Origin of the sequence: Natrinema caseinilyticum (assembly GCF_024227435.1) — an archaeon.
Classification (GTDB): domain Archaea; phylum Halobacteriota; class Halobacteria; order Halobacteriales; family Natrialbaceae; genus Natrinema; species Natrinema caseinilyticum.
Genome location: NZ_CP100445.1, coordinates 1,279,801 through 1,305,231 on the forward strand (window position 1 = coordinate 1,279,801; position 25,431 = coordinate 1,305,231).

A 25,431-nucleotide genomic window follows, 5' to 3' on the forward strand; every position below is an offset into this window, starting at 1 on the left:
GGGTGTCACGATCAGGTCCCCGCCGGCCGGCGGGCCTCTTTCGCTCGGTCGACGAACGTTCGAACGGCCTCGGCGTCTTTGATGCCGCCGCGGTCTTCGACCCCGCTCGCCACGTCGACGGCGAACGGCTCGACGGTCCTGACGGCATCGCCGACGTTTTCCGGGGTGAGTCCGCCCGCGAGGATCAACGGCGACTCGAGGTCAGCGGCGGCCATGCGGGTCCGGTCCCAGTCGTGGGTCCGTCCGGTTCCGCCGCCTCCGTCTTCGCCCGCCGTGTCGACGATGAGCCCGTCGACGACGTCGTCGTACGTTTCGGCGGTCGCCGCGTCGTCGGCATCGACCGCGAGCAGGACTTCGACGTCCAGTTTCGCGCGCAGGTACGCGAGGTCGCCGGGCTGGATACCGCCGTGGATCTGGATCGCGTCGGGCTCGATTTCGTCGACCAGTTCGATCGCGTCCTCGGGACTGGCCGGCATCGTCACGAGCACGCTCGTCACGAACGGCGGCGCGGCCGACGCGAGTGCCACGGCCCGATCGACCGATACCTCCCGCGGCGTGTCGACCGGCACGTCACAGATGATCCCGACCGCGTCGGCCCCCGCGTCGACCGCCGCCTCGAGGTCGGCGATCTCGGTCAATCCGCAGATCTTCACGCGGGTCATCGTCCCGTCCCGGCCGGCGTCGCCGTCGCATCGCAGAGTCGCTCGAGTTTCCGCGTCGCTGCTCCCGAGTCGATGGCCTCGCGAGCCGCGTCGGCTCCCGCCTCGAGCGAGTCCGCCTCGCCGGAGACGTAGATCGCGGCGCCGGCGTTCGCGAGGATGACGTCCCGTTTCGCACCGGTCACGTCGCCGTCGACGATCCCGCGCATGTCGGCCGCGTTCTCTTCGGGGGACCCCCCGGAAATGGCGCCGATGTCGTACTCGTCGAGGTCGAGATCGGCCGGTTCGAGCGCGTACTCCTCGACGGAGTCGCCGGCGACCTCGGCCGCGACCGTCTCCCCGTGGATGGCGATCTCGTCGGTCCCGGAACCGTGAACGACCAGCGCGCGGTCGACGTCCATCCGGGCCAGCGCGTCCGCGAGCACCGGGACGAGATCGGACTCGTAGACGCCGACGACCTGTGCGTCCGCCCCCGCGGGGTTCGTCAGCGGTCCGAGAACGTTGAAGATGGTCCGCATACCGAGTTCCTTCCGCGGCCCGATGACGGCCTTCATCGCCGGGTGAAACACGGGCGCGAGCATGAAGCCGATGCCGTCGGTCTCGATCGCGTCCTCGACGGCCGGCGGTTCCGCTTCGACGTTCACGCCGACTTCCTCGAGGACGTCCGCACTGCCCGACGAGGACGAAACCGAGTAGTTGCCGTGCTTTGCGATCGGCACTCCCGCGCCGGCGGCGACGATCGCACTCGTCGTCGAGACGTTGATCGTGTCGTAGTCGTCGCCGCCGGTCCCGCACGTGTCGACCAACGGCTCTCGGTCCGGCGAGATCGTCCGCGCCGCCGCTCGCATTCCCTCGGCGAAGCCGGCGATTTCCGCTTCCGTCTCTCCTTTCGCGCGCAGCGCCGTCAGTAAGGCGCCGATCTGTGCCTCCGTCGCACCCTCGAAGACGGCCGTCGAGGCCGCTCGAGCGTCCGCTTGCGTGAGATCCGTCCCCTCCGTAACGCGTTCGACGTACTCCTTCATTGTGAACACCAATGTACGTAGTTGTCTTACAATGCCCAAATCCGTACATCAACTTAAGCGTATCGACCGGGCGCGTGGGGCGGACTCGCGTACGGCGGTCGATTCGAAACCTTCAATTGTGGTGGCGGGCAAGCAGAGAGTGCAGACAGCGTGGCGCCGGAAGCCAGGCTGCGTGAACGCAAAACCGGTCGGGTTGGTGGTCTAGTCTGGTTATGACACCTCCTTGACATGGAGGAGGCCGGCAGTTCAAATCTGCCCCAACCCATTTTTGACGACACAACGACGACGAGCGGAGCGAGGAGTCCGTGTCGTCGAAGATGGTCGGCAGTTTGAACCGGACGAGTCGCGCGCAGCGAAGCGAGCACGTCTCGGCGTGGTTCAAATCTGCCCTAACCCACTAATTTTGCCGCGAGCAAGTCCGTGAGCGGCATATTCGTGACGGTAGGATAGATTTGAATCAGGGAGTGAAGCGAAGCGGAACGACCGTGGTTCGAATCTGCCCCAACCCACTACTTCTGTCGCAGGCAAATTCGCGAGTGACAGGACTGCGACACCGGGTTGATTTAGACGAGACACAGCCCCGAACGACGTGAAGGCGGCGGTTTTAGCGGGCACTGAGGGCGATACTGTTCGCGGGTTCCTGGTCGAGGCCGACCACGACGGGCCACAGCCGATTACTCGCCGATGCACCACAGGTCCATCTTCGAGACAGACTCCACCTGCGGGGTCCACGACGTCCGCTCGCCGAGCCACGACCGGGATTTCATCGACATCGCTACCTTCGAATGACGCCACGAACTCGGGAGCGATCCGCGCTCTCGAGGAACGGCGCGACAGCTGATCGGTCGCGACCAGGCGAACCAGCTGACTGCGACGCTACTCGGCGAGCGCCTCGACCAGCGTCTCGACGTCGAAGTCGTTGAGCGGGTTCCGTTCGTCTTTGACTGTGGTAATAACGAACTTCGACGAGGTCCGCTCGATCTCTTCGATCGCTTCGTAGTCCTCCACGAACGTCTCGACCATCTCGCGGTCGGCCACGTGAGCGATGACGACGAAGTCGGTATCTCCCATCGTAAAATACACCTGATTGACGCCCTCGACGGCGGCGAGTTTCTCTCCGACGAGGTCGTGGTACCCCTCCTCGAACTCGGCCCAGACCTCGGAGATGAGCGTGATCGAGAGGCCGACCTTCTCGAGGTCGATATTGTGGAGATCGTTTTCGATGACGCCGGACTCGCGAAGCCGGTTGAGCCGATAGTGAACCGTCGATTTCGGGATGCCGGTCGTATCTTCGATTCTGTCCGGGCTCGCCGTTCCGTCTTTGGCAATGGCGGTCAAAATCCGAATGTCTTTCTCATCCATAGCTTTATTCCGAATACCGTTCAACGAGAGCGGGCACATACAAATGAATACTGGTCGTTGGTCTCTACAGGAGCGAATGATGCCCGCGGTGACTGTCAGGCTGCGCGTCGCTCGATCGCCTCACAGATAATGTCCATTCCGATGGTAGCCTGTTTTCGCGTGAGGACGAGCGGCGGAATCAGTCTGAGGACGTTGCCCCGTCGGCCGGCCGACCAGATCAAGACGCCGCGCTCGTAACACTCCTCCTGGACAGCTTTGACGAGTTCCTTGCCCGTCCTCTCCTCGCCGTCGGCGAACTCCGCACCGACGAACAGTCCGCGTCCGCGCACGTCGACGAGGTGTTCGGTCACGTCGGCCGACTCGCGCAGGCGGTCCCGGATGTACTCGCCGAGGTCGCGAGCGTGGGAGAGCAGGTCGTTTTGACGGATGAATTCGATGGCGCGGAGACCGCCGACCATCGCGGGGGCGTTTCCGCGGTAGGTGCCGACGTGTCCGCCGGCGTCCCAGGTGTCGAGGTCCTCGTGGTACATGGTCGCCGACAGCGGCAGCCCGATGCCGCCGATCGCCTTGGCCATCGGCATCGCGTCGGGGGTGACGCCGTCCCAGTCGCTCGCGAACCACTTCCCGGTCCGACCGAATCCGGTCTGGATTTCGTCGACGATGAGCGGGACGTCGTTGGCTTCCGCGATCTCCTCGAGACCCGGGAGAAACCCCTCGGGCGGTGCCACGATGCCGCCTTCGCCCTGGATCGGCTCGACCCAGATTCCGGCCGGATTCGCCAGTCCGCTGTAGGGGTCTTCGAGAAGTTCCCTGACGTTGGCCAGCGCACGGTCTGTGGCGTCTTCGGGGTCGATTCCCTGTGCCTGCGCGTACGGATACGGCACGTGACGGACGTTCGGGAGCAAGGGTGTGTACTCCTCCTTGTACTTGTTGCCCGCCGTGAGGCTGAGCGCCCCCGCGCTACCGCCGTGGTAGGCCCCGCGGAACGCGATGAGGCCGTCGCCGCCAGTGTTGTACTTGGCGAGCTTGATCGTCGCCTCGATGGCGTCGCTGCCGGTCGGTCCGCCGAAAACGACGCGGTTGTTGTCGGGGAGCGTCCCCGGTGCGATGTCGTTGAGCGCCTCGATCAGGTCCAATCGCGCTTCGGTCGGGAAATCGATCGTGTGTGCAACCTTTTCGGTCTGTTCCTGAACGGCCTCCAGCACGTACGGGTTCGAGTGACCGACGTTCAGGACGCCGATCCCGGCGAAGAAGTCGAGGAACGTGTTTCCGTCGACGTCGCGGACCGTCGCACCTTTCGCTTCCTCGATCGCGATGGGAACGACCTTCGGATACGCGACCGCACTGCTGTCGACGCGTCGCTGTCGCTCGAGGAGTTGCTTCGACTTCGGTCCTGGAATCGCCGTCTCGATCTCCGGCTCCTGTGCGAAGTGGAGTTCGTCGAACGTCTGTCCTGCAGCCATGACGGAACACAGTCCTACTGAATACTAAAACTTTGTATTGGGTCCGATTTTATTCGTCTTCCCCATATTTTGTCCGAGGAACTGGCACGCCGGGACGGCTCAAGCGTCTCGCCGACCGACGAGTGCCACGCCGACGTGCGGCGAACTCGTCGGTTCCCTGGTCGCTCTCCTGCCTTCGTCGTCCCCGCTCAGTCGCGCCGGTCCAGCGCAGTATTCGGCGCGAAGGTCTCGAGTCAGCTGTCCAGCGCCACGGGGACGTCTCCCGTTCCCTGCCGTTCCGCCGTCGATCGTCGTCCGGTCGGACTGCGACACTGTTCCCGACTCGTCCGTGCATCCCGTGCAGAGGAATATTCGAACTGAGTTCCAGAATAATACTAATTCTCGAACTTAGAAAGGTATAAGGCCCTGTATCTAAACGAGTGCATATGGTTGACACGCAAACCGACGGAAAGTTCTCACGCGTTCTCACGAAGCGTGACATATTTGTCTTGGCGTTCGGCGCGATGGTCGGCTGGGGCTGGATTATCCAGTCCGGCTACTGGATCAACCAGGGCGGCGTCACCGGGTCCGTTCTGGCGTTCGTTATCGGCGCGTTCATGGTCGCCGTCGTGGGACTCATCTACGGCGAACTCGCGTCGGCGATGCCGTTCGTCGGCGGCGAACACGTCTACAGTATGCGCGCGCTGGGTCCCATCGGGTCGTTCATTTGTACCTGGTCGTTGATTTTGGGATACGTCGGCGTCGTCGTCTTCGAGGTCGTCGCGTTTCCGTCGTCGCTGGCGTACGTCGTGCCCGGATTCAACGCGATCCCACTCTGGACGGTCGCCGGTCAGACCGTCTACGGAACGTGGGTCCTCGTCGGTGGCGTCGGTGCGATTGTCATGACGTATCTGAATTACAAAGGCGTCCGACCCGCGGCACAGTTCCAGACGATCCTGACGCTTGTCATCGGTCTGGCGGGAGTCACGCTCGCTATCGGCGCCGTAGCGAACGGTCACTCGACGTCGACGCCACCGTTCGCCGACTCCGGAATGGCTGGCGTGCTCACCGTCGCCATCATGACGCCGTTCATGTTCGTCGGATTCGACGTCATCCCGCAGGCCGCCGGGGAGGCCGACATCTCCGAACGGCTGCTCGGCCTGCTGATCGTCGTCTCCGTGTTGGTCGCGGCGCTCTTCTACATCCTCGTCATCTGGGCGTCCGGCCAGGCGCTTCCGGGATCCGTCCTCGTCGAGAGTCCGCTTCCCGCAGCCGCCGCGATGGAGTCGCTTTTCAGTAGTGCCCTGATCGGAAAGATCATGGCACTGGCCGGCATCGCCGGAATTCTCACTAGTTGGAACGCGTTCTTGCTCGGGGGCAGTCGCGCCATCTACGCGCTGGCCGAATCCGGCATGCTGCCGAAGACGCTGGCAACCGTCGATCCCGAAACCAACACTCCCTCGCGGGCGCTGGCACTTATCGGCGGCCTGTCGGCGTTCGCACCCCTGTTCGGGGAACAGATGCTCATCTGGATCGTCAACGCCGGGGGATTCGGAATCGTCATCGCGTGGGTGATGGTCGTGATTTCGTTCCTCGTGTTGCGCGTCCGCAAACCCGAGATGGAGCGCCCGCTGAAGATTCCTGCCGGGAAGGGGGTCGGGTTCCTCGGACTCGCGCTCACGCTCGGATTCACCGTGATGTACTTGCCGGGAGCCCCATCCGCGCTACAGTGGCCCTTCGAGTGGGGCATCATCCTCCTGTGGGTTGTCCTCGGCATCGCCCTGGTTTCGCAGTCATACCTCGCCAGCGAGACGGGACGGGCCGACGCTCACGGAGAGTAACCGCCCGCCGTTTCTCAGTTCCGACGCCATACGGACTACTGTACGTCATCGCCGGTGCAACCGCAGGACGGTCGCGGTTGCACCGGCACATCGTTACGGCAGACCGTCGTCCGCAACGCCGCTACCGGTGAGGCCGATACGAACGGTTCCGACCCACTGGTTACACAATCATCCGTCTGACATGTGAGCGGCCCGGTGTGCGAACGTCACGTTCCGGCACGATGCTTCCAACGAAGCGAGATTTGGCCCGAAGCGAATCCCCGAATCGTCCGGACGACCTCGAACGGCTCACCGTTCTCGCGTCCACCCGCGGAACGTCGGTCAGTTCTTTTCCCGTGAGGCACCGGTCCAACGAAACGTCAAGCCGGAAAAATTGTCATTGTTTTCCACGATATTTGTTTATCATGCAGTCCGTCGTAATATAGCGCATGAGCTCTCACTCAGATCACGCCGACGAGACTCACGTTCACGAAGGCCACCGCGAACACCACGCCGGCGCGGTGGGATACGAGACGCCCCAGGCCGCCATCGAGGAGTCGACTCGAGAGACCGTCGCCTACGTGCCGGCGCTCTACGTCGGAACCGAGACGGACGCTCCCGACATGCTGACCGTCGTCGACGTCGATCCGGATTCGTCGACGTACTGCGAGATCGTCGACAGGGTCGAGATGCCGACCAAGGGCGACGAGCTGCACCACTTCGGCTGGAACGCCTGTTCGTCGTCCTGTCACGTCGAGGGCGCGGAGCGACGGTACCTCGTCGTCCCCGGCAACCGGTCGTCTCGCATCCACATCATCGACACCGCGGAACGAGAGAATCCCGAACTGATCTCCGTCATCGAACCCGAGGAGGTCTACGAGTACGATCTCTCGGCCCCGCACACCGTCCACTGCATCCCCGATGGGCAGATCATGATCAGCATGCTCGGCGATGCCGAGGGCGACCTCCCGGGCGGGTTCCTGCTCCTCGACGAGGACTTCGAGATCGACGGGCGCTGGGATACGCCGGGGGACATCGGGATGAACTACGACTACTGGTACCAGCCGCGCCGAAACGTGATGGTCTCCTCCGAGTGGGCCGCCCCGTCGACCTACCAGCCGGGATTCGATCTCGAGGACGTGGAGGCCGGCGAGTACGGCCAGCGGCTCAACATCTGGAACTGGGAGGACCGAACGGTCGAGCAGACGATCGACCTCGGCGAGGAGGGGCTGGTCCCGCTCGAAGTGCGATTCCTCCACAACCCCGAGTCCGACCACGCCTACGTCGGCGCGGCGCTCTCGTCGAACATGTTCCACCTGTCCAGGGAAGACGGCGACTGGCGCGCTGAGAACGTCATCGACGTGGCGTCGCGCGAACACGACGACTGGGACATGCCGGTTCCCGGGCTGATCACGGACCTCCTGGTCTCGATGGACGATCGCTACCTGTTCTTTACGAACTGGCTCCACGGGGAGGTCCGGATGTACGACATCTCCGATCCGTCGACCCCGCGACTGGTCGACGAACTCTCACTCGGCGGGCTCTTCGGCGACGTCCGCGAGGTGCAGGGCCGACCGATCAACGCCGGGCCGCAGATGCTCCAGCTCTCGCTCGACGGCGAGCGCCTCTACTTCACGACGTCGCTTTACTCGACGTGGGACGACCAGTTCTTCCCGGCGGAAGGGGAACAGGGCTCGGTGATGCTCAAAGCGGACGTGGACCCGCGCAGGGGGACGATGACCCTCGACGAGGACTTCCTCGTCGACTTCGGGACGCTCCCCGAGGGCCCCGCCCGCGCCCACGAGATTCGGTGGCCGGACGGCGACTGCACGAGCGACGTCTGGCTGTAGTGACAGCCGGCCGAACGCTGGCCTCGAGACGGCGTCGACCGACGGCGGACGTCTCGTTTCGCCCGTAACCGACGACAGCCGGTGGAACGCCGGGGGACGAACCGAGACCGACTGCGGTGAGACGACGGAAAAAGAACACGGATGAAACGGACGACTGCCGCTGGAGTCGGTGAGAGACGATGCGGGTGAATCGAACGGTCGCGGCCGCGCTCGTGGCGCTCTCGCTGTGGCCCAGCATCGTCAGTGCCCACGGCGTCGAGACGCACGCGGGAAGTCAGATTCCGGGGGTTCCGTTCGTCGTGGCGATCGGAGCCTCGGCGCTGCTCGGTGTCGCTTTCGGACTCGGCTCGGTCTCACACTATCGGACGTCCTCCGCCGTCGCGGATCACCACGGCGCGACGGGACCCGAAGTGGTGGTACTGGTGATCGTATTGGGGGTCGCCGCGTTCACGACGGCCCTCACGCAAGGGTGGATCCCGGCGGTCGGTGGCGGAGCGTTCGGCGCCGCGCTCGCGTTGGCGGGCCGCACACGCGGCGTCTCACCGCACGCCGGTTGTGCGGACGCGGCGCTCGGCGCCGTCCTGACTCACCGCGTGGTCGAGGGAATCCTCGTCGCGAGCATCTACGCGACGAACGCCTCGATCGGCCTGTTCGCCCTCGCCCTGCTGACGGTGCACGCGATCGCCGAGACGGTCGCCGTCGGCGGGCTCTACGCGCCCGTCAGCCGGAGTTGGGGGATCGCGAGCGTCGTCGCCGTCCAGGTCGGTTTCGTCGCCGGGGCCGTCGTCGGCGCCACCCTCGTGGGGGGCCTCTCCCCGCCGATCGTCACCATCTTGCTCGCGAGCGTCGGCGGCGTCCTCTTCGTCGCCGGCGCGACCGAGTTTCACGTGGCGGCGATCCGCCGCCGGAAACGTCTCGAGGCGTGACATCGGCCGCGGAGCGCGTCGGATCCGCGATCTCGAGTCGCGCGGTCGGCTTCGATCCCGCTCGGCGGCTCGTCGGGCGACGACCGACAGCGGGACCGACCAGCACCGGCGTACGTGCTATCGGGAGAAGAACCGTTTGAGCCGTCCGAGCAGCCCCGAACCGTCGTCTTCGGACCCGCTCGATTCACTGCCCGCATCGCGATCGATCGAGTCGACTCGCGGCCCTCGCCGGCTTCGGCCGCACGGACGTCCGCGCCGGTGACGGTTCCGTCTTCGACGCGGGCGGCCAGGTCCTCGAGCGAGGCTTCAGGCGGATCGGCCGAGAGCGACGACGCGGCTGCGTCGATCGACGCGGAATCCCTCGCCGACGAGTCGGCCCCGGTCGCGTCGTCGACTGCCGGAGATCGAGTTTCGTCGGCGGGTTCACTCCGGGAGTCGGACGCGGTACGGTCGTCGTCTTCGTCGGCTTCGTCGGGTGCTGCCGGGTCGCTATCGGCCGCGTCGTCTTCGTCGGTCACGGTCACCGACGTCGATTCCGATTCGTCGAGCGAATCCAGAATGTCGTCTACGGTCCGCTCGGAGACGACGCGCTGGGGACCGCCGCCGGGTTCGAGACCCGCGCTCGTGACGGCGTCGTCCGCGCCCCCCTCGTCGGACCCGAAAGAAGATGGTCGCTCGTCGCTCATGGAGGGGATCTGTCGCTGCCGGGGGCATAACCGTTCCCCTGTTCGAACTGTTGGGCGATCCGTTCGTGAGCCGGGGGTGAGACCGGGTACGCGGAGTGGGAGTATTTCTGTCTCGGACGATTCGCGCCCTGCCATCGCCGACCGACGGGCGATACGTCACGGTCGGCGGACCGACGCTATTCCGCGAGTCGTGGACGTGCTCGAACGACGTTCAGGATGGCTCCGAGGAGGATGATGATTCCCGCGAAGTAGAGCCAGGTGACGAACAGGAGCACGGCACCGACGGCGCCGTAGGCCGCGTACCGCCCGGCGTTTGCGGCGTAGATCTGGAATCCGAACTGCAGAATCGTCCAGCCGACGGCGGCGAAGATCGCGCCCGGAACGATTTCGATCAGTTCGACCGGAACGGGCGGCAGGACGTAGTATACCGGCAGGAAGACGAGTACGAGTCCGAGCAACAGCGAGAGCCAGCTCAGGGCACCGACGAACGGGAGGGTGTCGGCGACGATCGCGAGCAACGCGCCGATCCCGATCATCAGACCGATCGCGCCAGCGCCGGCGACGATCACGGTGAGTCCGTCCCGAATCTGGTCGGCGAGCGAGTCCTCGGACACTTCGTCGTAGACAATGTCGAACGCGAGGCTCAACCCGCGAAAAACCTTGAGCGCGCCCCAGGCAGCGACGGCGAGCGCGATGGCGGTGGCTTCCGTGCGACCCGACTCGGTAGTCAACGCCTCCCTGACTAACTCTTCGCCCGCCGCCGGGAGATAGTCGCCGGCGACCGTGATCAACTGTTGGGCGGCCTGTTCACCGCCGATCAGCGACCCGACCACGAGCGCGAGCAGGACCAGCGGGATCAGCGAAACGAACGCGTAGTACGCGAATCCGGCCGCGAGAAAAGTCAGATCACGGTCTCGCGACGTCCGATAGATCGCGGTGACCGTCTCCGGGATGGTCATACCGAACGTACGGTTCTCGAGACCATGAACCTGTAAGTCGTTCGCAGTTACTGCATCTGGCCCAGTACGGTCGTTTTCGTCGTACCTATCATTTCGCGTATCTGAACGGTCCCCGGTCGATCTTCGCTCGTGACGGGCCCATATCGTTCGTGACGGACTCCAACCGTTCGTAACCGACCTCCACGTCGTTCGTCTCAAAGCCGCTCACCACTCGTGACAGAAGTTCTGCCCCGCGTAAACGGCCCCATCGTCGGTGATATAGACGCCGACGCCGGCCCGGTCCCACCCGGGCACGTCGCCCTCCTCGAGAATGGCCTGCCGATGCTCCGTGGAGTTCATCCACTGGTTGACCAGCCCGGTCGCGAGTCCCTCGGCCGTTCGGTGCCGAACGACGCCGTCGCCGCCGGGTCGTCTCATCCGTCGGTCGATCCAGGTCTTGGCGATATTTTCGCCGTATCCCTGACAGTATCCGTCGACGTCACGAAACCGGGCGTACGGGCCTTCGCCCTCCGGATTCGTGTGGCTGAAGTAATCGCGACGAGCCATATCGGAGCTGTGAGCGCGCGCGACGGACGCGACCGTCCCGTCCCACTCGAGCGGCTCCAGGCCGTGTCGGGCCCGGCGATCGTTGACTTCCGCGTGGACGAAATCCTCCACGGTCGCGGACCTGATCACCTCGACGTCGGTTTCGTAGCTCGAGTTGTCGGGATCGTCGGGATCGGTCACCGCGGGATCGCGCTCGCCGGCCGGCGGCGGATCGGCGCTGGGTGCCGGCGGCTGCTCGAAGCCGACCCCATCGATGAGCTGGGGCGCGAACAGCGCGGCCCCGATCGCGAGCGAGCAGACGAGGACGACGGCGAAGAGGAAGTTCACCAGGCCCCGGAGCAGCGCACGGTCGGGACTCCCGCCTGTAATCGTCTCTGACTTCCCGCTCCCGGACCGCTGGCCCCGCATCGAGTCGACTGTCGGACCGTCAGTACAAGATAGGTGCGACCGGTTACAGTCTCTGAAAGAGAGGTGTTCGTGATTCGTCAGTTACCTCGGTGCGGTCGCGCGATCGGGGTCGTCACCGAAAATCGTCTCGTGGATACCGATGACGAGTCCCGGGACGACGGCCATGAACACGTGTTCCTCGAGCGGGATGCCGGCGACGTCGATGCCCGTTCTGAGTTTGATATCGAAGACGCCGACCGAAAGGGTGTAGCGGTCCCAGGCGTAGGCGATCGGGTACAGTGCAACGATGGTGACTGCTGCCTTCCGGAGGGCGTTCGCTCGGCCCAGGAGGACGGCGGCGACGGTTCCCCACACGATCTCGGTCACGAGGTACGTGTATCGACCGAAGATGCTGATATCGTACATCGCGAGTCCGCTTCAACGCCACGGTCAAAAACCCCCCGCCTGGAGCCACCCGGATAAAATGGGCAGTATGTTAAATACCTCGGCGGCAGTACGTTCGCCCGGAAAGATGAATATCGCTGATATCGCCACCACGGAGTTTATCGAAGTCGACGTCGGCACGCGAATGGGGAAAATTCGATCCATGTTCGAAGACGGAAACCCCAAGGGGATCATCGTCACCAACGATGGAGAGTACGAGGGCGTCATCAGCGAGCGGGAGGTCCTCCAGTCTCACGTCGAGGACGACGCCAAGGTGGCTGCGCTCACCAAACCCAGCCGAAACGCACCGGCACCGAAGGTCGCCCGTGAGGAGGACGTCCGGGAGACTGCGCGCGTGCTCGTCGAAAGCAACGCGAAGGTCGCGCCCGTCTTCGAGAACGGCCAGCTCTGGGGTGTCATCACCGACGACGCGATCCTCGAGGCGATCCTCGAAAATCTCGATGCGCTCACCGTCGAGGACATCTACACGACGGATCCGGTCACCATAGACGAGGACGACGGGATCGGCAAGGCGATCAATCTCCTGCGCGAACACGGCATCTCTCGACTGCCGGTCATGAACGAGAACGGCTACCTCTCCGGCGTCGTCACGACCCACGACATCGCCGACTTCGTCATCCGGAAGAGCACCTCGACGACGACCGGCGACCGGGTCGGCGACACACAGCGGATGCTCGACGTTCCCGTCTACGACATTATGACCAGTCCCGTCGAGACGACGACGCTCGACGCCACCGCCAAGGAGGCCGTCGAAGCGATGCTCACGGACGATTACGCGGGGCTGATGGTCACGCCCGACGACGACGATCGGGTCGTCGACGGCGTCATCACGAAAACGGACGTCCTCCGGGCGCTGACGTTCACCGAAGAGCAACACATGGACGTCCAGATCACGAACGTCTCGATGCTCGATACGATCACTCGAGAATCGATCGTCCAAAGCGTCGAGGAAGTCGCGGACAAGTACGCCGATATGCAGGTGATGCACGCCCACGTCCGCTTCCACGAACACGACGAGAAGCTTCGCGGCACGCCGCTGGTCCTGTGTCAGATCCGCCTGCGGACCAACAAGGGCCAGGTCGCCGGCACCGGCGAGGGGTACGGCGCGGAGAACTCGTTCCGCGTCGCACTGGACAAACTCGAGCGCAACGTCCTCGAACTCAAAGGCGTCACCAGCGACGAGGAGTACCGCGGACAGCTCCTGCGGAAACTGAACGAACTGTAACGCCGCGTTTCGTCCTCGAGTACCGGGACGGTCCCGTTTTCGGCGGGATGACGGAGTCCTGCGCACCGTCCCGGCGAGACCCACGCGACGGAACCCCCGGTCACGGCCCCGCCGATCCGCAATCGTCGATCGACGGTTACAAGCCGGTATCAGGGCCATCGGCGGTCGAAACCCGGTATCAGGAGCGGGCCGCCGTGTCATCGCCGTCGAGTCCGGTCTCGGTGATCCGGAACTGGACCGATTCACCGGCGGGCTTCGATCGGTGTTTTTCGAGCGTTGCACGTCGATTCCCGCCGCGAAAGCGATCGAGGCGGACGATCGTCCCGGTCCAGTGTTCCAGCGTGTTTCCGCCGAGCCCCCGTGTGCGATCCGATTCCGGGTCCGCGAAGACCTGGTTCGTCAGAACGACGGCCAGATCGTGCTTGCGGGCCAGCGAGAGCAGGTGGGTCACCTGCCGCGTGACGCTGCGCAGCGCCTCGCCGTCGTCGCCGTCGGCCGTCCGCTCGAGCCGGTAGAACCCGGTCGCGCTGTCGAGAACGATCAGATCCGCACGGTCGGCGAACTCCTCGGCGTCGCGGACCGCCTCGGCTTGCTCCTCGAAATCCAGCGCGTCCTCGATGACGATTCTCGAGGCGACGGCCTCGACGGTTTCGCCGTCGGGCTCCGCCGACGGCCCGTCGTCGACCGCAGCATCGAGCAGTTGCTGGAAGCGGTCGACCGAGACGCCCTCCGTGTCGATGTAGACGACGGTGCCGTCGTCGACCGCCGTTCGAACGGCCGCCGACAGCGCGATATTCGTCTTGCCGGCGGCCGGCGGGCCGTACAACTGCGTGACGGTCCCGCGTTCGAACCCTCCGCCGAGTAACTCGTCGACCGGGCTACAGCCGGTCGGAATCGCCTCGTCTGTCACGGTTCGAGTTGGCAGGGAACGCGCAAAAAGGCCCCGGAACGGCTGCGGGCGAGTGCGCCGTCGTTCTTCTCGAGTACGGACGATAGTACCATCCGTTTCCGTTTCCGAATCGATTGACGACGATTTTTTCGCACCCGTCCGTGAACCGCGATAACTCTTATCATTGGCTGGCGTGTTCCGACCGATATGTCTGCGAGCCAGCCAAAATTGAAGGGGATCCTGTTCGACCTGCTCACCACCGTTCAACTGGTCCTGGGTGTGTTGCTCCCCATCGCTTTTATCGGATGGGTGTACATGATTCTCGACACCTACTGTAGCCCGGATCCGGTCCGGTTGTTCCCGCTCGTCCCGCTGGTCCTGATCGGAGGAATCGTCCTCACCTTCCTCCTCGGAACCCCGTACGACTAGTCGTTCGGTCCATTTCCGTCCCTTCGAGCGGCGGCGATTTACGCCCGTTCGATCCTCGTGCGTCTGCGGATCGCGCCATTGCACACCCGACAGGACCCGATTCATTCCTGCGCGAACCCTGCTGATCCGCCGGTACCCGTCGGTCGTCGTGCGGTTCGAAACCGGTCGCGAAACGGGTACGCGTTGCAGGATGTGCGCTCACTCCTCGAGCGGATCGTAGACGTTTTCTTCGGCGGGGAACGCGCCGTCGTCGACCTCGGAAACGTACGTCTCGACGGCGTCACTGATTATCGAGTCGAGGTCGGCGTACTGCTTCGAGAGGGTGAACGATTCGCCGCCGAGTCCCAGCATGTCGGTGATGACGAGCACCTGCCCGTCGACGTATCGCCCGGCGCCGATACCGATGGTCGGAACGTCCACCGCCTCGGTGACCGCCTTGCCGGTTTCCTCCGTCACCGTCTCGAGAACGACCGCGAACGCGCCGGCGGCCTCGAGACGCTCGGCGGTTTCGACGAGCGCGTCCACGGCCGCGGAACTCGAGTGATTCCGCCCCTGAATGTACCCGCCACCGATCTGGTTCATCCGCTGTGGCGTCAGCCCGACGTGTCCTTGCACGGGAATCCCGAGTTCGGTCAACCGGTCGATGATCTCGATCGTCGTCTCGCCGTGGGGTGCCGTCTCGAGTTTGACCGCGTCGGCGCCCGCCTCCTTCAGAAACCGTACCGCGTTGTCCACCGAGGTTTCCATCGACTGGCCGTAACTCCCGAACGGCATGTCGGCGACGACCATCGCGTCCTCCACCGCGCGGTCGACCGCCGCAGTGTTCGACAGCGCCTCGTCCATCGTGACCGGAATCGTATCGTCGTACCCCAGGTGATTATCGCCGGCCGTGTCGCCGACGAGAATCATATCGACACCGCCGCGATCGACCTGACGGGCGATCGGCGCGTCGTACGCGGTCAGCATCGAAAGCGGCTCCCCGTCGCGATATTTCTCGTGGAGTTCGGGAATGGTATTGCGTGCCATGCGTAGATGCCGGGGCCGGGACCAATTCAAAGTGATGAAACGACTCACCGTCTCGGTGAGAGACTGACGGGTACCGGGCCTCGATCGGCACGATCCGACCGATCGAGGCGTGACGAACTCCGAGGATCGAAACGGCGTTCGCGTACGTTTATTCGTCGCCAGGGCGAAGCTCGTACCGTGATCGTCGTCGCCACGTCCGATTTCGAAGTGTACCACGGCGTCGTCAACGAGCTCCGCGACCGCGGGACGGCGTTTACGACCGTCGAGCCGGACGAGGAACTGCCCGAACGGACGACCGTCGTCGTCACCGGAACCGACGACGCCGACTCCTTCCCAGGCGTGACGACGATCGTCGCGGATCCCGACGACCCCCGACGCGCGGTCGATCAAGCCATGGCGACGATTCGTGGCGGCGGTGGCCGAACGATCATCGGCGTCGATCCGGGTCAGAAACCCGGGATCGCCGTTCTCTCCGGCGAGACGATCGTCGCCGCCTTCCAGGTCCCCCTCGGCGATGCGGTCGACGTCGTCCAGCGCGAAGTCGCCGAAGCGCCATCTCCGGTCGTCCGGATCGGCGACGGCTCCCGCCTCGAGGGCGCGAGACTGATCACCGACCTCGGGGACGTTCGGGTCGAACTCGTCGACGAAACGGGGACGACACCCTACCTCGGTACCGGATCGCGCGGGATGGGCGACGTGTTAGCCGCGGTCAACATCGCCCACCGGGAGGGCGAGGTCGTCGACGCGCGCGAGATAGAGCCGACGGAGGGGGAGATTCAGGTCATCAAAGATCGGTCCCGCGAACAGAGCGACGGGAATCGGGCAATCGACGACGTTCTGGCCCGCCGGGTCGCTACCGGCGAGTTGAGCATCGACGAAGCGCTCGTCGAGCACCGTGACGACGGCACCGGCTCGCCGTCCGAGTCGACCGACATGGACGATTCCGGCGAGTCGTAGTCGTCTCGAGTGCCATCCCGGTCGCCGACGCCGAAGCGGACGCCGCCGGCCGCGAGTCGATGTACTGGATACGGCGGCGATTTCGGCTCCGCAAACCAGAGTCGAGTGACAGCGTCGTCACCGCCACCGGGGCTCGGGGGACAACACACCGAGATGTGCCGCTCTCGAGGGGAACGGGGAATCGAAAAAGAAACGGAAACCGTCGGTCACGTCGGTCGAAAATCGACCGTGTGACGAATCGGGTTACGCGCCAACCCAGGCGTTCGTCGCTGAGACGGACGTGAACTGCACGTTCTCGTTCTCCTGCAGAGTCACCTGCGAGCTACTCGCACTCCCGCCGTCTTCCGCGACTGCGACGGAGGTGTGTTGCTCGTTGACGTTCTGCTGGGTGATGAACTGGGCCTGTTGGATCGCGGCACTGGCCTGCTGATCGACGTCGTTCGTCTGCATCGCCTCGGACGCGTAGTCGTACGACATACCGGGGTTCTCCATCCCCGAGTTGCCGTCGACGGTCACCGTCGTACTCGAGGTTCGGGTAACGTCGTCGGAGACGTAGCCCGGACTCGCGTAGACGTTGAGCGCGGTGGCGTATGCGACCTGCGCGTTGTAGTTCGTCTGGTACGCGAGTTGGACAGCGGTGGCTTCGCTATCGTTCTGTGCGATGGCCAGGGCGCTGTTCTGCAGGTTGACGTTCAGCTGTTCGACGCCCTGCTCCTGGGCCACGCCGGCGGTCGCGGTCTGCTCGATGCCGTCTTTCTTGTCCTTCTTGTCCGGTTGGGTCGGCTCGACATTCTGCGAGAGGATCTCGCCGCTGACGTCGCCCGCGGTCGCGACGCTCATGCCGGGACTGGACGCCAGGAGGTTCGACGCGCTGGCGCTGGCGATTTGTTCGTTGAGGTTGCTCTGGTCGGTGAACTGAATCGCCGTGGCGGTGCTTCCCTCGCCGACCGCGATGGCGACGGCACCGTCCTGCTCGTTGATGTTCGCCTGTTCGACGTCCTGTTGCTGCGTGACCGTCGCCTCGGCGCTCTGGCTGGCGGACGAGTAATCGCCCGACTTGTCCTTCTTGTGACCGAATTCACCGTCACCGAGGTAGACGTTGGACGCGTTCGCGTGCCCTTCCTGCAAGTTCTCGTTGCGCTGGTAGGACTGCTGGAGCGCGGTCGCCTCGCTGTCGTCGACCGCGAGGGCGAAGGCGGTACTCTGGTTGTTGTAGTTCGCCTGCGCGACCTCTTGGGACTGCGCGACGGAGGCGATGGCTTCCTGCGTGATCGTCTCCTTATCTCCCTTCTTGTCCTTGACCGCCCAGCCGTCGAACTGCTGGTCGCCGCCGTCACCGATGATGATGTTGACGTTCCCAACGTTCTCGAACTGGGTCTGGGCGCTTCGAACGTCGATGTTCTCGGCCGTGACCTCGCCGTTCTGTACGTTGTCGTTGTACTGGTTCGACTCCTGAATCGCGGTCGCGTCACCGCCGTCGATCGAAATCGACACCGCGGAGCCCTGTTCGTTGATGTTGACCTGATCGACGTCCTGGTACTGGATGACTTCGGACGCGGAGTCAGCCGTATCGCCCGCGTGCTGGTCGACGTACTCCTCGAGCGACATGTCGCCGAGGTCCGCGCCGAAGACCAGATACAGTTCTTCGCCGTCGTTGAGCGCGTGTACCGTTCCGTTCTCGAGATCGCCGTCGCCACCTGCGGTAGCTGCCGGAACGCCGGCACCTATCATGGCAAAGGCGACCATACAGGTCATAATGAGTGTCGTAGTTCGTGACCGTCTCGTCGTGTCGTTTGTCATTGATCGCGTGATTTGTGTCGTGATGGTCTTTCGTTTCTCAATCTATACGACGCAAACCATCGTATCCGTATGAGTGACTTTGTTATCGACAGGTTGGATCCCGTATGCGACGGCCTATTGATCCGAAGGGCGCTGCTTATGCGGAGAAATCGTCGCCTTCGGTCGGCTCGCGACCGGCGTTGCCGTATCGATTTCCTCGGTCGGTTTCACGCGGAACTGCGCAATTGCGAGGCGAAAACGCGACGTTCCGGACCCAGATCGGCCCACTCCGAGGACCGTTTCGAAAATGGAATCAGCGCGTTTCTGTTCAGTCGACGCCTGTCGCGTAGCATACATCGAATATTTCGGGGACGGCACGGGCGGATCGGCCGATGAAACTGCCGGCGACACGTACGATAGGGTCGTCGTTTCGACGACAAGTTTCCGACTACCGATGATGAACGGTCCGGTGGTGTCCATTAGCGGTCTTGTAGGCCGGTCTAATACCGTGTTCGTCCTGAAACCATATTTTGGGTTCAAATGGTCGTCTCTCGACAGCGACGACTGGGCACCGCGCCACAGCAGGGCCCGGGAGACGAGCGAACCCGCGTGATGAGTGACTGCGCCGTCACTCGGGGTGCGCCCTCTCCGATGGCAGATTCCCCTGTACGTGGTCGGTACGCGCACTGCCCGACACTACCTAACAATGAAACGCACGATCACAACTCTGCTGGCGGTCGCATTGATCGGGAGCCTGTGCATCGCGGGCTTCGCAGGATCGGTCTCCGCATCCGCTGTAGATGATGACGGCGGAGACGAAGTCAATCAGGGCGCTATCGCGATAGTCGAGCAGGATCAGGACGTTAGTCAGAACAACGTCAACGTACAAGAAGATGCGATAGCAGTCGCCGTCGGCGTCGGCAGCGGTGATGTCGAGGCGGAGGCGGAACAGGAGAACGAGCAATCGAACGCCAACGCGCAGATCGGTGAGGCCGAGGCCGAAAACGAGATCGAAGACAGCTTCAACGACGATAGCTACAACGAAATTCCGTGGCTCTTGAGGTAGCACAACCGAAGTGACTTCCTCCGATTTTTCGCGCGACTTGCAGCCGTACTCGGATGTCCAGCGACCGCGAGCGACGGTCGAAAAATCGGTCCCAGTTACCTCGAATCGATAGCGTAAGACCGCTAAACTGCGTTTTGCGTCCGCTCGATCCGTCACACCGACGTGTAAGGGCGGTAACCAAACACCGAGAGGTCGACACGCTCGTCTCGAGAGGATCATCACGCGGCGGCGCGCGATCGAAGACAGACTCCCGACGGCGGACGACCGTCCATCTTCGGTTCGAGAACGACGGCTCGAACTGCGATCCGCACTCGACGCTTCGACGTCCTCGCAGTCGCACCCCCCAACCGACCCTCGTCGACGCTCGCGGCCGTGACGCAAATTTCGTAGCCCTCGCCGCCGATCTCGAGGCCCGAGGTCGGGGACCCCCAATTCGCGCGGCCGTCGCGCTTGCAACCAAGGGAGTCGAACTACCTGCGGTTCGCATCGTCTCCGAGACGTGACAGAGTCGAGACTTCCCTTCCGACGCGGGAAGGTTGAACCCAGACGTCGGGCGACCCAACGGAACTCGATGCCGATACGTCGGTGACTTCCCTGTAGCAATCGAATAGACGGTATCAACGTCATCATACGTCGATGCCGGGAATTCTAGGAGGAGATAGCAGTGTGTAATCCGTACTGAAGGAGAACCGTAGAACTGATATCCATATTATACTTCCGTTCCAGATTTCGCGATTAATGTCATCATTTCGTAATTCAATACAGTAATCGATATCGTCCGTTGTAGCGCGCGAATATCCCTCTGAACGGTATTTGGCCTTCATATGGGCGGCTGAGGACGATTTCGACTGGGAGATGCGCCACAGTGATATGGGTGCTCGTGGTGACACGGGTTGCAACTGGCACGATAGTTTGCGCCGATCCGTGTCCGATCGGTTAGCGTCGAATTCCCATAGTGTACGTGTGCGCAGACCCGGAAAACACAGAGATCTACCCAAACTATGAGACGGACAATCACGATACTACTGACGCTCGCACTCATCACCAGCGCGGCGTTCGTCGGACTCGCTGGGACGGCAGCTGCGGGCGGTACAGACGACGATCACAAGGACTACGGAGATTCTGACGATCTCCGATTCGCAGATATCGACATCGATCAGTCGCAAGGCGTCTCGCAGACGAACGCGATCGAGCAAAACGCGGCTCAGGTCGCCAATCAGGAGGCGACCGGAATCGATATCGGCGAAATAACTGACGGCGATGATGGAGACGATGGTGATGGAAACGATGGCACTGACAGCGTCGACGGCATTCAGACCGTCGAGTTCTACCAAAACGATAATCTGTTCGTCAGATTCCGGTGGACTGGCCAAATGTTCGTCCCCACCGAGGGGTCGCAAGGTGCTGTCGATCTACAAGCGACCACATTCAACGAGGATGGCGAACCGACGGCAGCCGAGTGGAGTGTCCAGGGTGGCGGTCCACAGCTAGATTACGCAATCGTTCAATCGAACGGCGAGCAGTGTCGGTTCGACATCAGCGAGGGCCAGTTGAGCGGAACAGTGACCGCCTGTGAACCGACCAACGGCGACGGTAACGGCAACGGCGACGGTAACGGTGACGGCGCCGGCGACGGTGACAGTTTCACCGGCACCACTGGCGATCAGACGATCAACCAGGTTATCGAGCAGAACGCCGACGCGGACAACGCGAACTCACAGAACGTCGACGCGTCTGCCTGGAACGGCGATGTCACCGCGCTCTTCGCCGGCTGAACGCGTCGTTCTCGGCTGAATTCGACATCGCTTTTTTTATCGTGGCGCTCGAGCCCGGACCGATAGCCGGTCGTTCGATGCCAACTGAACGGGAGTCGACGAGCGATCTGCGTCCCGAGAACGGATCGACGGGGCAGGTCGACGGCGGAGCCGCGCGGCCGTACTGTCGCGCTCGAGGCGCTCGTCGTCCGTCGAACGTGACTCTCACCGCGATGGCGGTCACTCTGCCCCGTCGTCGGACCGGACGAGCCGTTCCGCCCGTTCCATCACGGTTCGAATCGGGAGCCCGGTCTCTCGAGCGACCGCTTTCGCGTCGTCGAACTCGGCGCTGACGTCGTAGACGGTGCCGTCGGTATCGCTCGCGATTTTCACCGTCACCTCGTACTCGTCGCCGCCCTCCGCGCCGTCGATCTCGAGGACGACGGTTTCGAACTCGCGATTCGCGATCCAGCGGTGCGTGACGCCCGCATCGCGGACGCCGAGCGTTCCGGTCTCGTCGGCCAACGTCCGGGCGACGCGCTCGCGATCCTCGGGGTCGCAGACGACCTTCACGAGGTGACCCGGTCGGGACTTCTTCATCGTCGCGGGTACGATGGCGGTGTCCTTCGCGCCCGCGCGAGCGAGTGTGTCCTGCAGGCCGCCCAGCACTTCCGGCGTCGCGTCGTCGAGGTTGGTCTCGAGGACGGCGACGTCGTCTTCGACGAGCCCCCCCTCGCTGGTTCCGACCAGCGCACGGAGCACGTTCGGATGTGGATCGAAGTCGTAGCCCCCTGCGCCGTAGCCCGATCCCTCCAGTGAGAGCGCCGGCAGCGAGTCGACGCCGTCGGCGAAGTGGCCCAGAATCGCCGCCCCCGTCGGGGTGAGCAACTCCGCGTCGACCGGCCCGCCGCGCAGCGACCAGTCGGCACCCCGCGCGATTTCGACGACCGCCGGCGTCGGCACCGGATACTCGCCGTGGCTCATCGACACCGTCCCGTCACCGGTCGAAAGCGGCGTGGTCACGATCCGATCCGGCTCGAGGTCGTGTACCAGCGCCGCGGCGCCGACCACGTCCGCGATGGCGTCGTCGGCCCCCACCTCGTGGAAGTGGATGTCCTCTATATCCTCGCCGTGAACGCGCGCTTCCGCCCGGCCGAGCAGTTCGAAGATCGCCAGCGCGTCGCGTTCGACCGCCGGCCCGAGGCCCATGTCGGTGACGATCTCGCGGACCTCGAGATAGCTGCGGTGTGGGCCGTGTCCCTCGGCGTGGACACCCTCGTGATCGTCGTGGCCGTCGTGATGGTCGTGATCGTCGTGGCCGTCGTGATGGTCGTGGTCGTCGTGGCCGTTATCGTCGTGGTCGTGGCTATGATCGTGATCGTGGCCGTCGTGGCCATCCTCACCGTCGGCGAGGAGGACGTCGACCGTCGTCGCCGCGATTCCGCACTTGGTCGTCGAGTCGATTCGGTACTCCACCTCGAGGGCGTCGGTGACGGGCTCTACGACGTCGGGGTCGCCACCGGCGTCGAGGAGGGCGGCGAGGATCATGTCGCCGCTGGCTCCCATGCGGCCGTCGAAGGCCAGAACTCGCATGCGTAACCTCGAGCGCGGAAGCCGCAAAAAACCACCTGTCCGGGCCTCCAGACGGGGATGTCGATATGGCCAAAACCCACCGAGTCCGGTACATCTTTGTAGCATCCGGCCCCAAGTATCTATGGTAGCGACTAGCACAGGAATGTGGGCTAACACAAAACATATCCGCTCACGTATCGGAGCCAATGACATCGCCGTCCATCCCTAAATCATGAACGAAGTCCAACTGGAGGTTGCCAAGGCGTACCCGAACGACTCGGGTCGTGGTATCGCCCGGCTCGACCCGGACACGCTGTTGCATCTGAAGCTCAGTCCGGGCGACATCATCGAAATCGAAGGTGCAGACACGACTGCCGCGAAGGTCTGGCGCGCAGACCGGCAGGACTGGAACACGGATACCGTCCGTATCGACGGGTTCACCCGGCAGAACGCCGACGTCGGTATCGGAGAACGGGTCACGATCCGCAAGGCGGAGGCGACGAAAGCCGACACGCTCGTCCTCGCGCCGCCGGAAGAGGCGTCGGTCCAGTTCGGCTCCGACGCGGCGGGCATGGTCAAACGCCAGATTCTCAAACGCCCGGTCGTCGGCCGCGACATCGTCCCCGTGATGTCCTCGACGAACCATCCGTTCATGCGGTCCCCGGGGCAGGCGATTCCGCTGATCGCCGTCGAGACCGAACCCGAAGGGGTCGTCCTCATCACCGAAGACACCGACGTCGAACTCCGCGAGGAACCCATCTCCGGCTTCGAGAAGACCGGCGGCGGAATCACGTACGAGGACATCGGCGGCCTCCAGAACGAGATTCAGCGGGTTCGGGAGATGGTGGAACTCCCGATGAAACACCCACAGATCTTCAAGAAGCTCGGTATCGAGCCGCCACAGGGCGTCCTCCTGCACGGGCCGCCGGGCACCGGGAAGACGCTGCTCGCGAAAGCCGTCGCCAACGAGACCTCCGCCAGTTTCTTCTCTATCGCCGGCCCCGAGATCATCTCGAAGTACTACGGCGAATCCGAACAGCAACTCAGGGAGATCTTCGAGGACGCCACCGAGGAGTCGCCCTCGATCATCTTCATCGACGAACTCGACTCCATCGCCCCGAAACGAGAGGACGTCACCGGCGAAGTCGAACGCCGCGTCGTCGCTCAGTTACTGACGATGATGGACGGCCTCGAGTCGCGGGGGCAGGTCATCGTCATCGCGGCGACCAACCGCGTCGACAGCGTCGACCCCGCGCTCCGACGCCCCGGTCGCTTCGACCGCGAAATCGAGATCGGCGTGCCGGACGAGACCGGCCGGGAAGAGATCCTCCAGATCCACACCCGCGGTATGCCCCTCTCCGACGACGTCAACCTCGGCCACCTGGCCGACGAGACCCACGGCTTCGTCGGTGCCGACATCGAGAGCCTGACCAAGGAAGCCGCGATGAAAGCGCTGCGACGCTACCTGCCCGAGATCGACCTCGACGAGGAGGACATCCCGCCGAGCCTGATCGACCGGATGATCGTCAAGCGCGAGGATTTCCGCGGCGCGCTGAACGAAGTCGAACCCTCGGCAATGCGGGAAGTCCTCGTCGAACTCCCGAAGATAACCTGGGACGACGTTGGCGGCCTCCACGACGCGAAAGATCAGGTGAAAGAGTCCGTCGAGTGGCCGCTCTCGAGCCCCGAGCGCTTCGAACGGCTCGGGATCGATCCGCCGGCGGGCGTCCTGCTCTACGGCCCGCCGGGGACCGGGAAGACGCTGATGGCGAAGGCCGTCGCCAACGAAACTAACGCCAACTTCATCTCGGTGCGCGGCCCGCAACTGCTCTCGAAGTGGGTCGGCGAATCGGAGAAGGCCATCCGACAGACCTTCCGCAAGGCGCGGCAAGTCTCCCCGACGGTCATCTTCTTCGACGAACTCGACGCGCTCGCGCCGGGCCGAGGCGGAGAAACCGGTTCGAACGTCTCCGAACGCGTCGTCAACCAGCTTCTGACCGAACTCGACGGGTTAGAGGAGATGGAGAACGTGATGGTCATCGGCGCGACCAACCGACCGGACATGATCGATCCCGCGCTGTTGCGCTCCGGTCGGTTCGACCGACTGGTCATGATCGGCGAACCCGACGTCGACGGCCGCGAACGGATCCTCGAGATCCACACCCAGGAGACGCCGCTCGCCGCGGACGTCACCCTGCGGGAAATCGCCGAGATCACCGACGGCTACGTGGGCAGCGACCTCGAGTCGATCGCCCGCGAGGCCGCCATCGAAGCGCTCCGTGAGGATCAGGAGGCGGAGGTCGTCGAGATGCGCCACTTCCGACAGGCCATGGAGAACGTCCGTCCGACGATCACCGACGACATCCTGGAGTACTACGAACAGATCGAAGAGGAGTTCCAGGGCGGCACGAGCGGCCCGACCCCGACGGGCCGTCGCGGCAGTCGGATCGGCTTCCAGTAGACGCGGACCTGCCCGCTTTCTGTCTCCGGTTTCCGGTTTCGTCGATCGATTCGGTCGACTACGGTTTTCCTCGCCATCTTGCCGCTCGAGCGTCGGCGACCGTCTCGTCGGCACAGACTCCGGTCGATACGGCCGAAGACTTCCGTAAC

The 25,431-nt window shown here is 63.9% G+C and carries 21 protein-coding genes and 1 tRNA gene; 10 read left to right on the top strand and 12 right to left on the bottom strand.

Going from position 1 to position 25,431, the window contains the following annotated elements:
* Nucleotides 1-11: 11 nt before the first annotated feature.
* Both NJT13_RS06175 and trpD read right to left on the bottom strand, forming a co-directional pair.
* Nucleotides 12-662 carry a phosphoribosylanthranilate isomerase gene (locus tag NJT13_RS06175; protein ID WP_254524699.1) on the bottom strand — a complete coding sequence of 217 codons (651 nt, stop codon included), beginning with the start codon at nt 660-662 and terminating at the stop codon, nt 12-14.
* A complete protein-coding gene (gene trpD, locus NJT13_RS06180; RefSeq protein WP_254524700.1) occupies nt 659-1,681 on the bottom strand; it encodes an anthranilate phosphoribosyltransferase in 1,023 nt (340 codons plus the stop codon). Before trpD ends, NJT13_RS06175 begins: the two co-directional genes overlap by 4 nt.
* A gap of 190 nt (nt 1,682-1,871) precedes the next feature.
* Between trpD and NJT13_RS06185 the strand changes: the two genes are divergently transcribed.
* Nucleotides 1,872-1,946 (top strand) — tRNA-Val (locus NJT13_RS06185).
* Nucleotides 1,947-2,557: 611 nt separating this feature from the next.
* On the opposite strand, the gene NJT13_RS06190 is transcribed toward NJT13_RS06185, so the two are convergent.
* The gene (locus NJT13_RS06190; RefSeq protein WP_254524701.1) at nt 2,558-3,043 is read right to left on the bottom strand and encodes an Lrp/AsnC family transcriptional regulator; all 486 of its coding nucleotides are present in this window, start codon (nt 3,041-3,043) and stop codon (nt 2,558-2,560) included.
* 95 nt (nt 3,044-3,138) lie between these two features.
* Nucleotides 3,139-4,506 (bottom strand): aspartate aminotransferase family protein, encoded by a 1,368-nt coding sequence (locus NJT13_RS06195; protein WP_254524702.1) that lies wholly within the window; start codon nt 4,504-4,506, stop codon nt 3,139-3,141.
* Nucleotides 4,507-4,931: 425 nt separating this feature from the next.
* Between NJT13_RS06195 and NJT13_RS06200 the strand changes: the two genes are divergently transcribed.
* The 3 genes from NJT13_RS06200 to NJT13_RS06210 all read left to right on the top strand — a co-directional run bounded on the left by NJT13_RS06200 (nt 4,932) and on the right by NJT13_RS06210 (nt 9,081).
* Nucleotides 4,932-6,326: an APC family permease gene (locus tag NJT13_RS06200; protein WP_254524703.1), complete on the top strand. Its 1,395-nt coding sequence runs from the start codon at nt 4,932-4,934 to the stop codon at nt 6,324-6,326.
* Between the two features lie 428 nt (nt 6,327-6,754).
* The gene (locus NJT13_RS06205) at nt 6,755-8,155 is read left to right on the top strand and encodes a selenium-binding family protein (protein WP_254524704.1); all 1,401 of its coding nucleotides are present in this window, start codon (nt 6,755-6,757) and stop codon (nt 8,153-8,155) included.
* Nucleotides 8,156-8,334: 179 nt separating this feature from the next.
* Nucleotides 8,335-9,081, top strand: coding sequence for a hypothetical protein (locus NJT13_RS06210; RefSeq protein WP_254524705.1), 747 nt, complete (start codon nt 8,335-8,337; stop codon nt 9,079-9,081).
* Here the strand turns inward: NJT13_RS06210 and NJT13_RS06215 are convergent.
* The 4 genes from NJT13_RS06215 to NJT13_RS06230 form a co-directional block, all read right to left on the bottom strand.
* Complete coding sequence (locus tag NJT13_RS06215) at nt 9,039-9,767, bottom strand: hypothetical protein (protein WP_340681186.1); 729 nt, start codon at nt 9,765-9,767, stop codon at nt 9,039-9,041. The genes NJT13_RS06210 and NJT13_RS06215 overlap by 43 nt on opposite strands.
* A 176-nt stretch (nt 9,768-9,943) precedes the next feature.
* On the bottom strand, nt 9,944-10,726 hold the full coding sequence (locus NJT13_RS06220) for a YihY/virulence factor BrkB family protein (RefSeq protein WP_254524706.1): 783 nt from the start codon (nt 10,724-10,726) through the stop codon (nt 9,944-9,946).
* Nucleotides 10,727-10,930: 204 nt separating this feature from the next.
* Nucleotides 10,931-11,680: a CAP domain-containing protein gene (locus NJT13_RS06225; RefSeq protein WP_254524707.1), complete on the bottom strand. Its 750-nt coding sequence runs from the start codon at nt 11,678-11,680 to the stop codon at nt 10,931-10,933.
* An 81-nt stretch (nt 11,681-11,761) separates the two neighbouring features.
* On the bottom strand, nt 11,762-12,085 hold the full coding sequence (locus tag NJT13_RS06230) for a lycopene cyclase domain-containing protein (RefSeq protein WP_254524708.1): 324 nt from the start codon (nt 12,083-12,085) through the stop codon (nt 11,762-11,764).
* Nucleotides 12,086-12,191: 106 nt separating this feature from the next.
* On the opposite strand from NJT13_RS06230, the gene NJT13_RS06235 reads away from it, so the two are divergent.
* Nucleotides 12,192-13,349, top strand: coding sequence for a CBS domain-containing protein (locus NJT13_RS06235; RefSeq protein WP_254524709.1), 1,158 nt, complete (start codon nt 12,192-12,194; stop codon nt 13,347-13,349).
* A gap of 178 nt (nt 13,350-13,527) precedes the next feature.
* Here the strand turns inward: NJT13_RS06235 and radB are convergent, their stop codons facing one another.
* On the bottom strand, nt 13,528-14,259 hold the full coding sequence (radB, locus tag NJT13_RS06240; RefSeq protein ID WP_254524710.1) for a DNA repair and recombination protein RadB: 732 nt from the start codon (nt 14,257-14,259) through the stop codon (nt 13,528-13,530).
* 186 nt (nt 14,260-14,445) lie between these two features.
* On the opposite strand from radB, the gene NJT13_RS06245 reads away from it, so the two are divergent.
* A complete protein-coding gene (locus NJT13_RS06245) occupies nt 14,446-14,667 on the top strand; it encodes a hypothetical protein (RefSeq protein ID WP_254524711.1) in 222 nt (73 codons plus the stop codon).
* Between the two features lie 198 nt (nt 14,668-14,865).
* On the opposite strand, the gene panB is transcribed toward NJT13_RS06245, so the two are convergent.
* The gene (panB, locus tag NJT13_RS06250; RefSeq protein ID WP_425499804.1) at nt 14,866-15,678 is read right to left on the bottom strand and encodes a 3-methyl-2-oxobutanoate hydroxymethyltransferase; all 813 of its coding nucleotides are present in this window, start codon (nt 15,676-15,678) and stop codon (nt 14,866-14,868) included.
* Nucleotides 15,679-15,870: 192 nt separating this feature from the next.
* Between panB and NJT13_RS06255 the strand changes: the two genes are divergently transcribed.
* Complete coding sequence (locus tag NJT13_RS06255; protein WP_254524713.1) at nt 15,871-16,650, top strand: hypothetical protein; 780 nt, start codon at nt 15,871-15,873, stop codon at nt 16,648-16,650.
* Nucleotides 16,651-16,893: 243 nt separating this feature from the next.
* On the opposite strand, the gene NJT13_RS06260 is transcribed toward NJT13_RS06255, so the two are convergent.
* Nucleotides 16,894-18,381 carry a hypothetical protein gene (locus NJT13_RS06260; RefSeq protein ID WP_254524714.1) on the bottom strand — a complete coding sequence of 496 codons (1,488 nt, stop codon included), beginning with the start codon at nt 18,379-18,381 and terminating at the stop codon, nt 16,894-16,896.
* A gap of 754 nt (nt 18,382-19,135) precedes the next feature.
* Here NJT13_RS06260 and NJT13_RS06265 point away from each other — a divergent pair.
* A complete protein-coding gene (locus NJT13_RS06265) occupies nt 19,136-19,495 on the top strand; it encodes a hypothetical protein (protein ID WP_254524715.1) in 360 nt (119 codons plus the stop codon).
* A gap of 1,001 nt (nt 19,496-20,496) precedes the next feature.
* Entirely contained in the window at nt 20,497-21,270 is a 774-nt protein-coding gene (locus NJT13_RS06270) for a hypothetical protein (RefSeq protein ID WP_254524716.1), read from the top strand.
* A gap of 219 nt (nt 21,271-21,489) precedes the next feature.
* Here the strand turns inward: NJT13_RS06270 and larC are convergent, their stop codons facing one another.
* Nucleotides 21,490-22,842, bottom strand: coding sequence for a nickel pincer cofactor biosynthesis protein LarC (gene larC / locus NJT13_RS06275; RefSeq protein WP_254524717.1), 1,353 nt, complete (start codon nt 22,840-22,842; stop codon nt 21,490-21,492).
* Between the two features lie 211 nt (nt 22,843-23,053).
* Here larC and NJT13_RS06280 point away from each other — a divergent pair, with 211 nt between their 5' ends.
* A complete protein-coding gene (locus NJT13_RS06280) occupies nt 23,054-25,282 on the top strand; it encodes a CDC48 family AAA ATPase (RefSeq protein ID WP_254524718.1) in 2,229 nt (742 codons plus the stop codon).
* Nucleotides 25,283-25,431 lie beyond the last annotated feature (149 nt).

Bases quoted from the DNA above. Each gene is read 5' to 3' on its own strand.
- NJT13_RS06230 (WP_254524708.1), bottom strand. From the start codon at position 12,085: ATGTACGATATCAGCATCTTCGGTCGATACACGTACCTCGTGACCGAG.
- NJT13_RS06265 (WP_254524715.1), top strand. From the start codon at position 19,136: ATGAAACGCACGATCACAACTCTGCTGGCGGTCGCATTGATCGGGAGC.
- NJT13_RS06195 (WP_254524702.1), bottom strand. From the start codon at position 4,506: ATGGCTGCAGGACAGACGTTCGACGAACTCCACTTCGCACAGGAGCCG.
- NJT13_RS06215 (WP_340681186.1), bottom strand. From the start codon at position 9,767: ATGAGCGACGAGCGACCATCTTCTTTCGGGTCCGACGAGGGGGGCGCG.
- NJT13_RS06270 (WP_254524716.1), top strand. From the start codon at position 20,497: ATGAGACGGACAATCACGATACTACTGACGCTCGCACTCATCACCAGC.
- NJT13_RS06280 (WP_254524718.1), top strand. From the start codon at position 23,054: ATGAACGAAGTCCAACTGGAGGTTGCCAAGGCGTACCCGAACGACTCG.
- trpD (WP_254524700.1), bottom strand. From the start codon at position 1,681: ATGAAGGAGTACGTCGAACGCGTTACGGAGGGGACGGATCTCACGCAA.
- NJT13_RS06190 (WP_254524701.1), bottom strand. From the start codon at position 3,043: ATGGATGAGAAAGACATTCGGATTTTGACCGCCATTGCCAAAGACGGA.
- NJT13_RS06175 (WP_254524699.1), bottom strand. From the start codon at position 662: ATGACCCGCGTGAAGATCTGCGGATTGACCGAGATCGCCGACCTCGAG.
- NJT13_RS06200 (WP_254524703.1), top strand. From the start codon at position 4,932: ATGGTTGACACGCAAACCGACGGAAAGTTCTCACGCGTTCTCACGAAG.
- NJT13_RS06210 (WP_254524705.1), top strand. From the start codon at position 8,335: ATGCGGGTGAATCGAACGGTCGCGGCCGCGCTCGTGGCGCTCTCGCTG.
- NJT13_RS06225 (WP_254524707.1), bottom strand. From the start codon at position 11,680: ATGCGGGGCCAGCGGTCCGGGAGCGGGAAGTCAGAGACGATTACAGGC.
- larC (WP_254524717.1), bottom strand. From the start codon at position 22,842: ATGCGAGTTCTGGCCTTCGACGGCCGCATGGGAGCCAGCGGCGACATG.
- NJT13_RS06245 (WP_254524711.1), top strand. From the start codon at position 14,446: ATGTCTGCGAGCCAGCCAAAATTGAAGGGGATCCTGTTCGACCTGCTC.
- NJT13_RS06260 (WP_254524714.1), bottom strand. From the start codon at position 18,381: ATGATAGGTGCCGGCGTTCCGGCAGCTACCGCAGGTGGCGACGGCGAT.
- NJT13_RS06220 (WP_254524706.1), bottom strand. From the start codon at position 10,726: ATGACCATCCCGGAGACGGTCACCGCGATCTATCGGACGTCGCGAGAC.
- NJT13_RS06235 (WP_254524709.1), top strand. From the start codon at position 12,192: ATGAATATCGCTGATATCGCCACCACGGAGTTTATCGAAGTCGACGTC.
- NJT13_RS06205 (WP_254524704.1), top strand. From the start codon at position 6,755: ATGAGCTCTCACTCAGATCACGCCGACGAGACTCACGTTCACGAAGGC.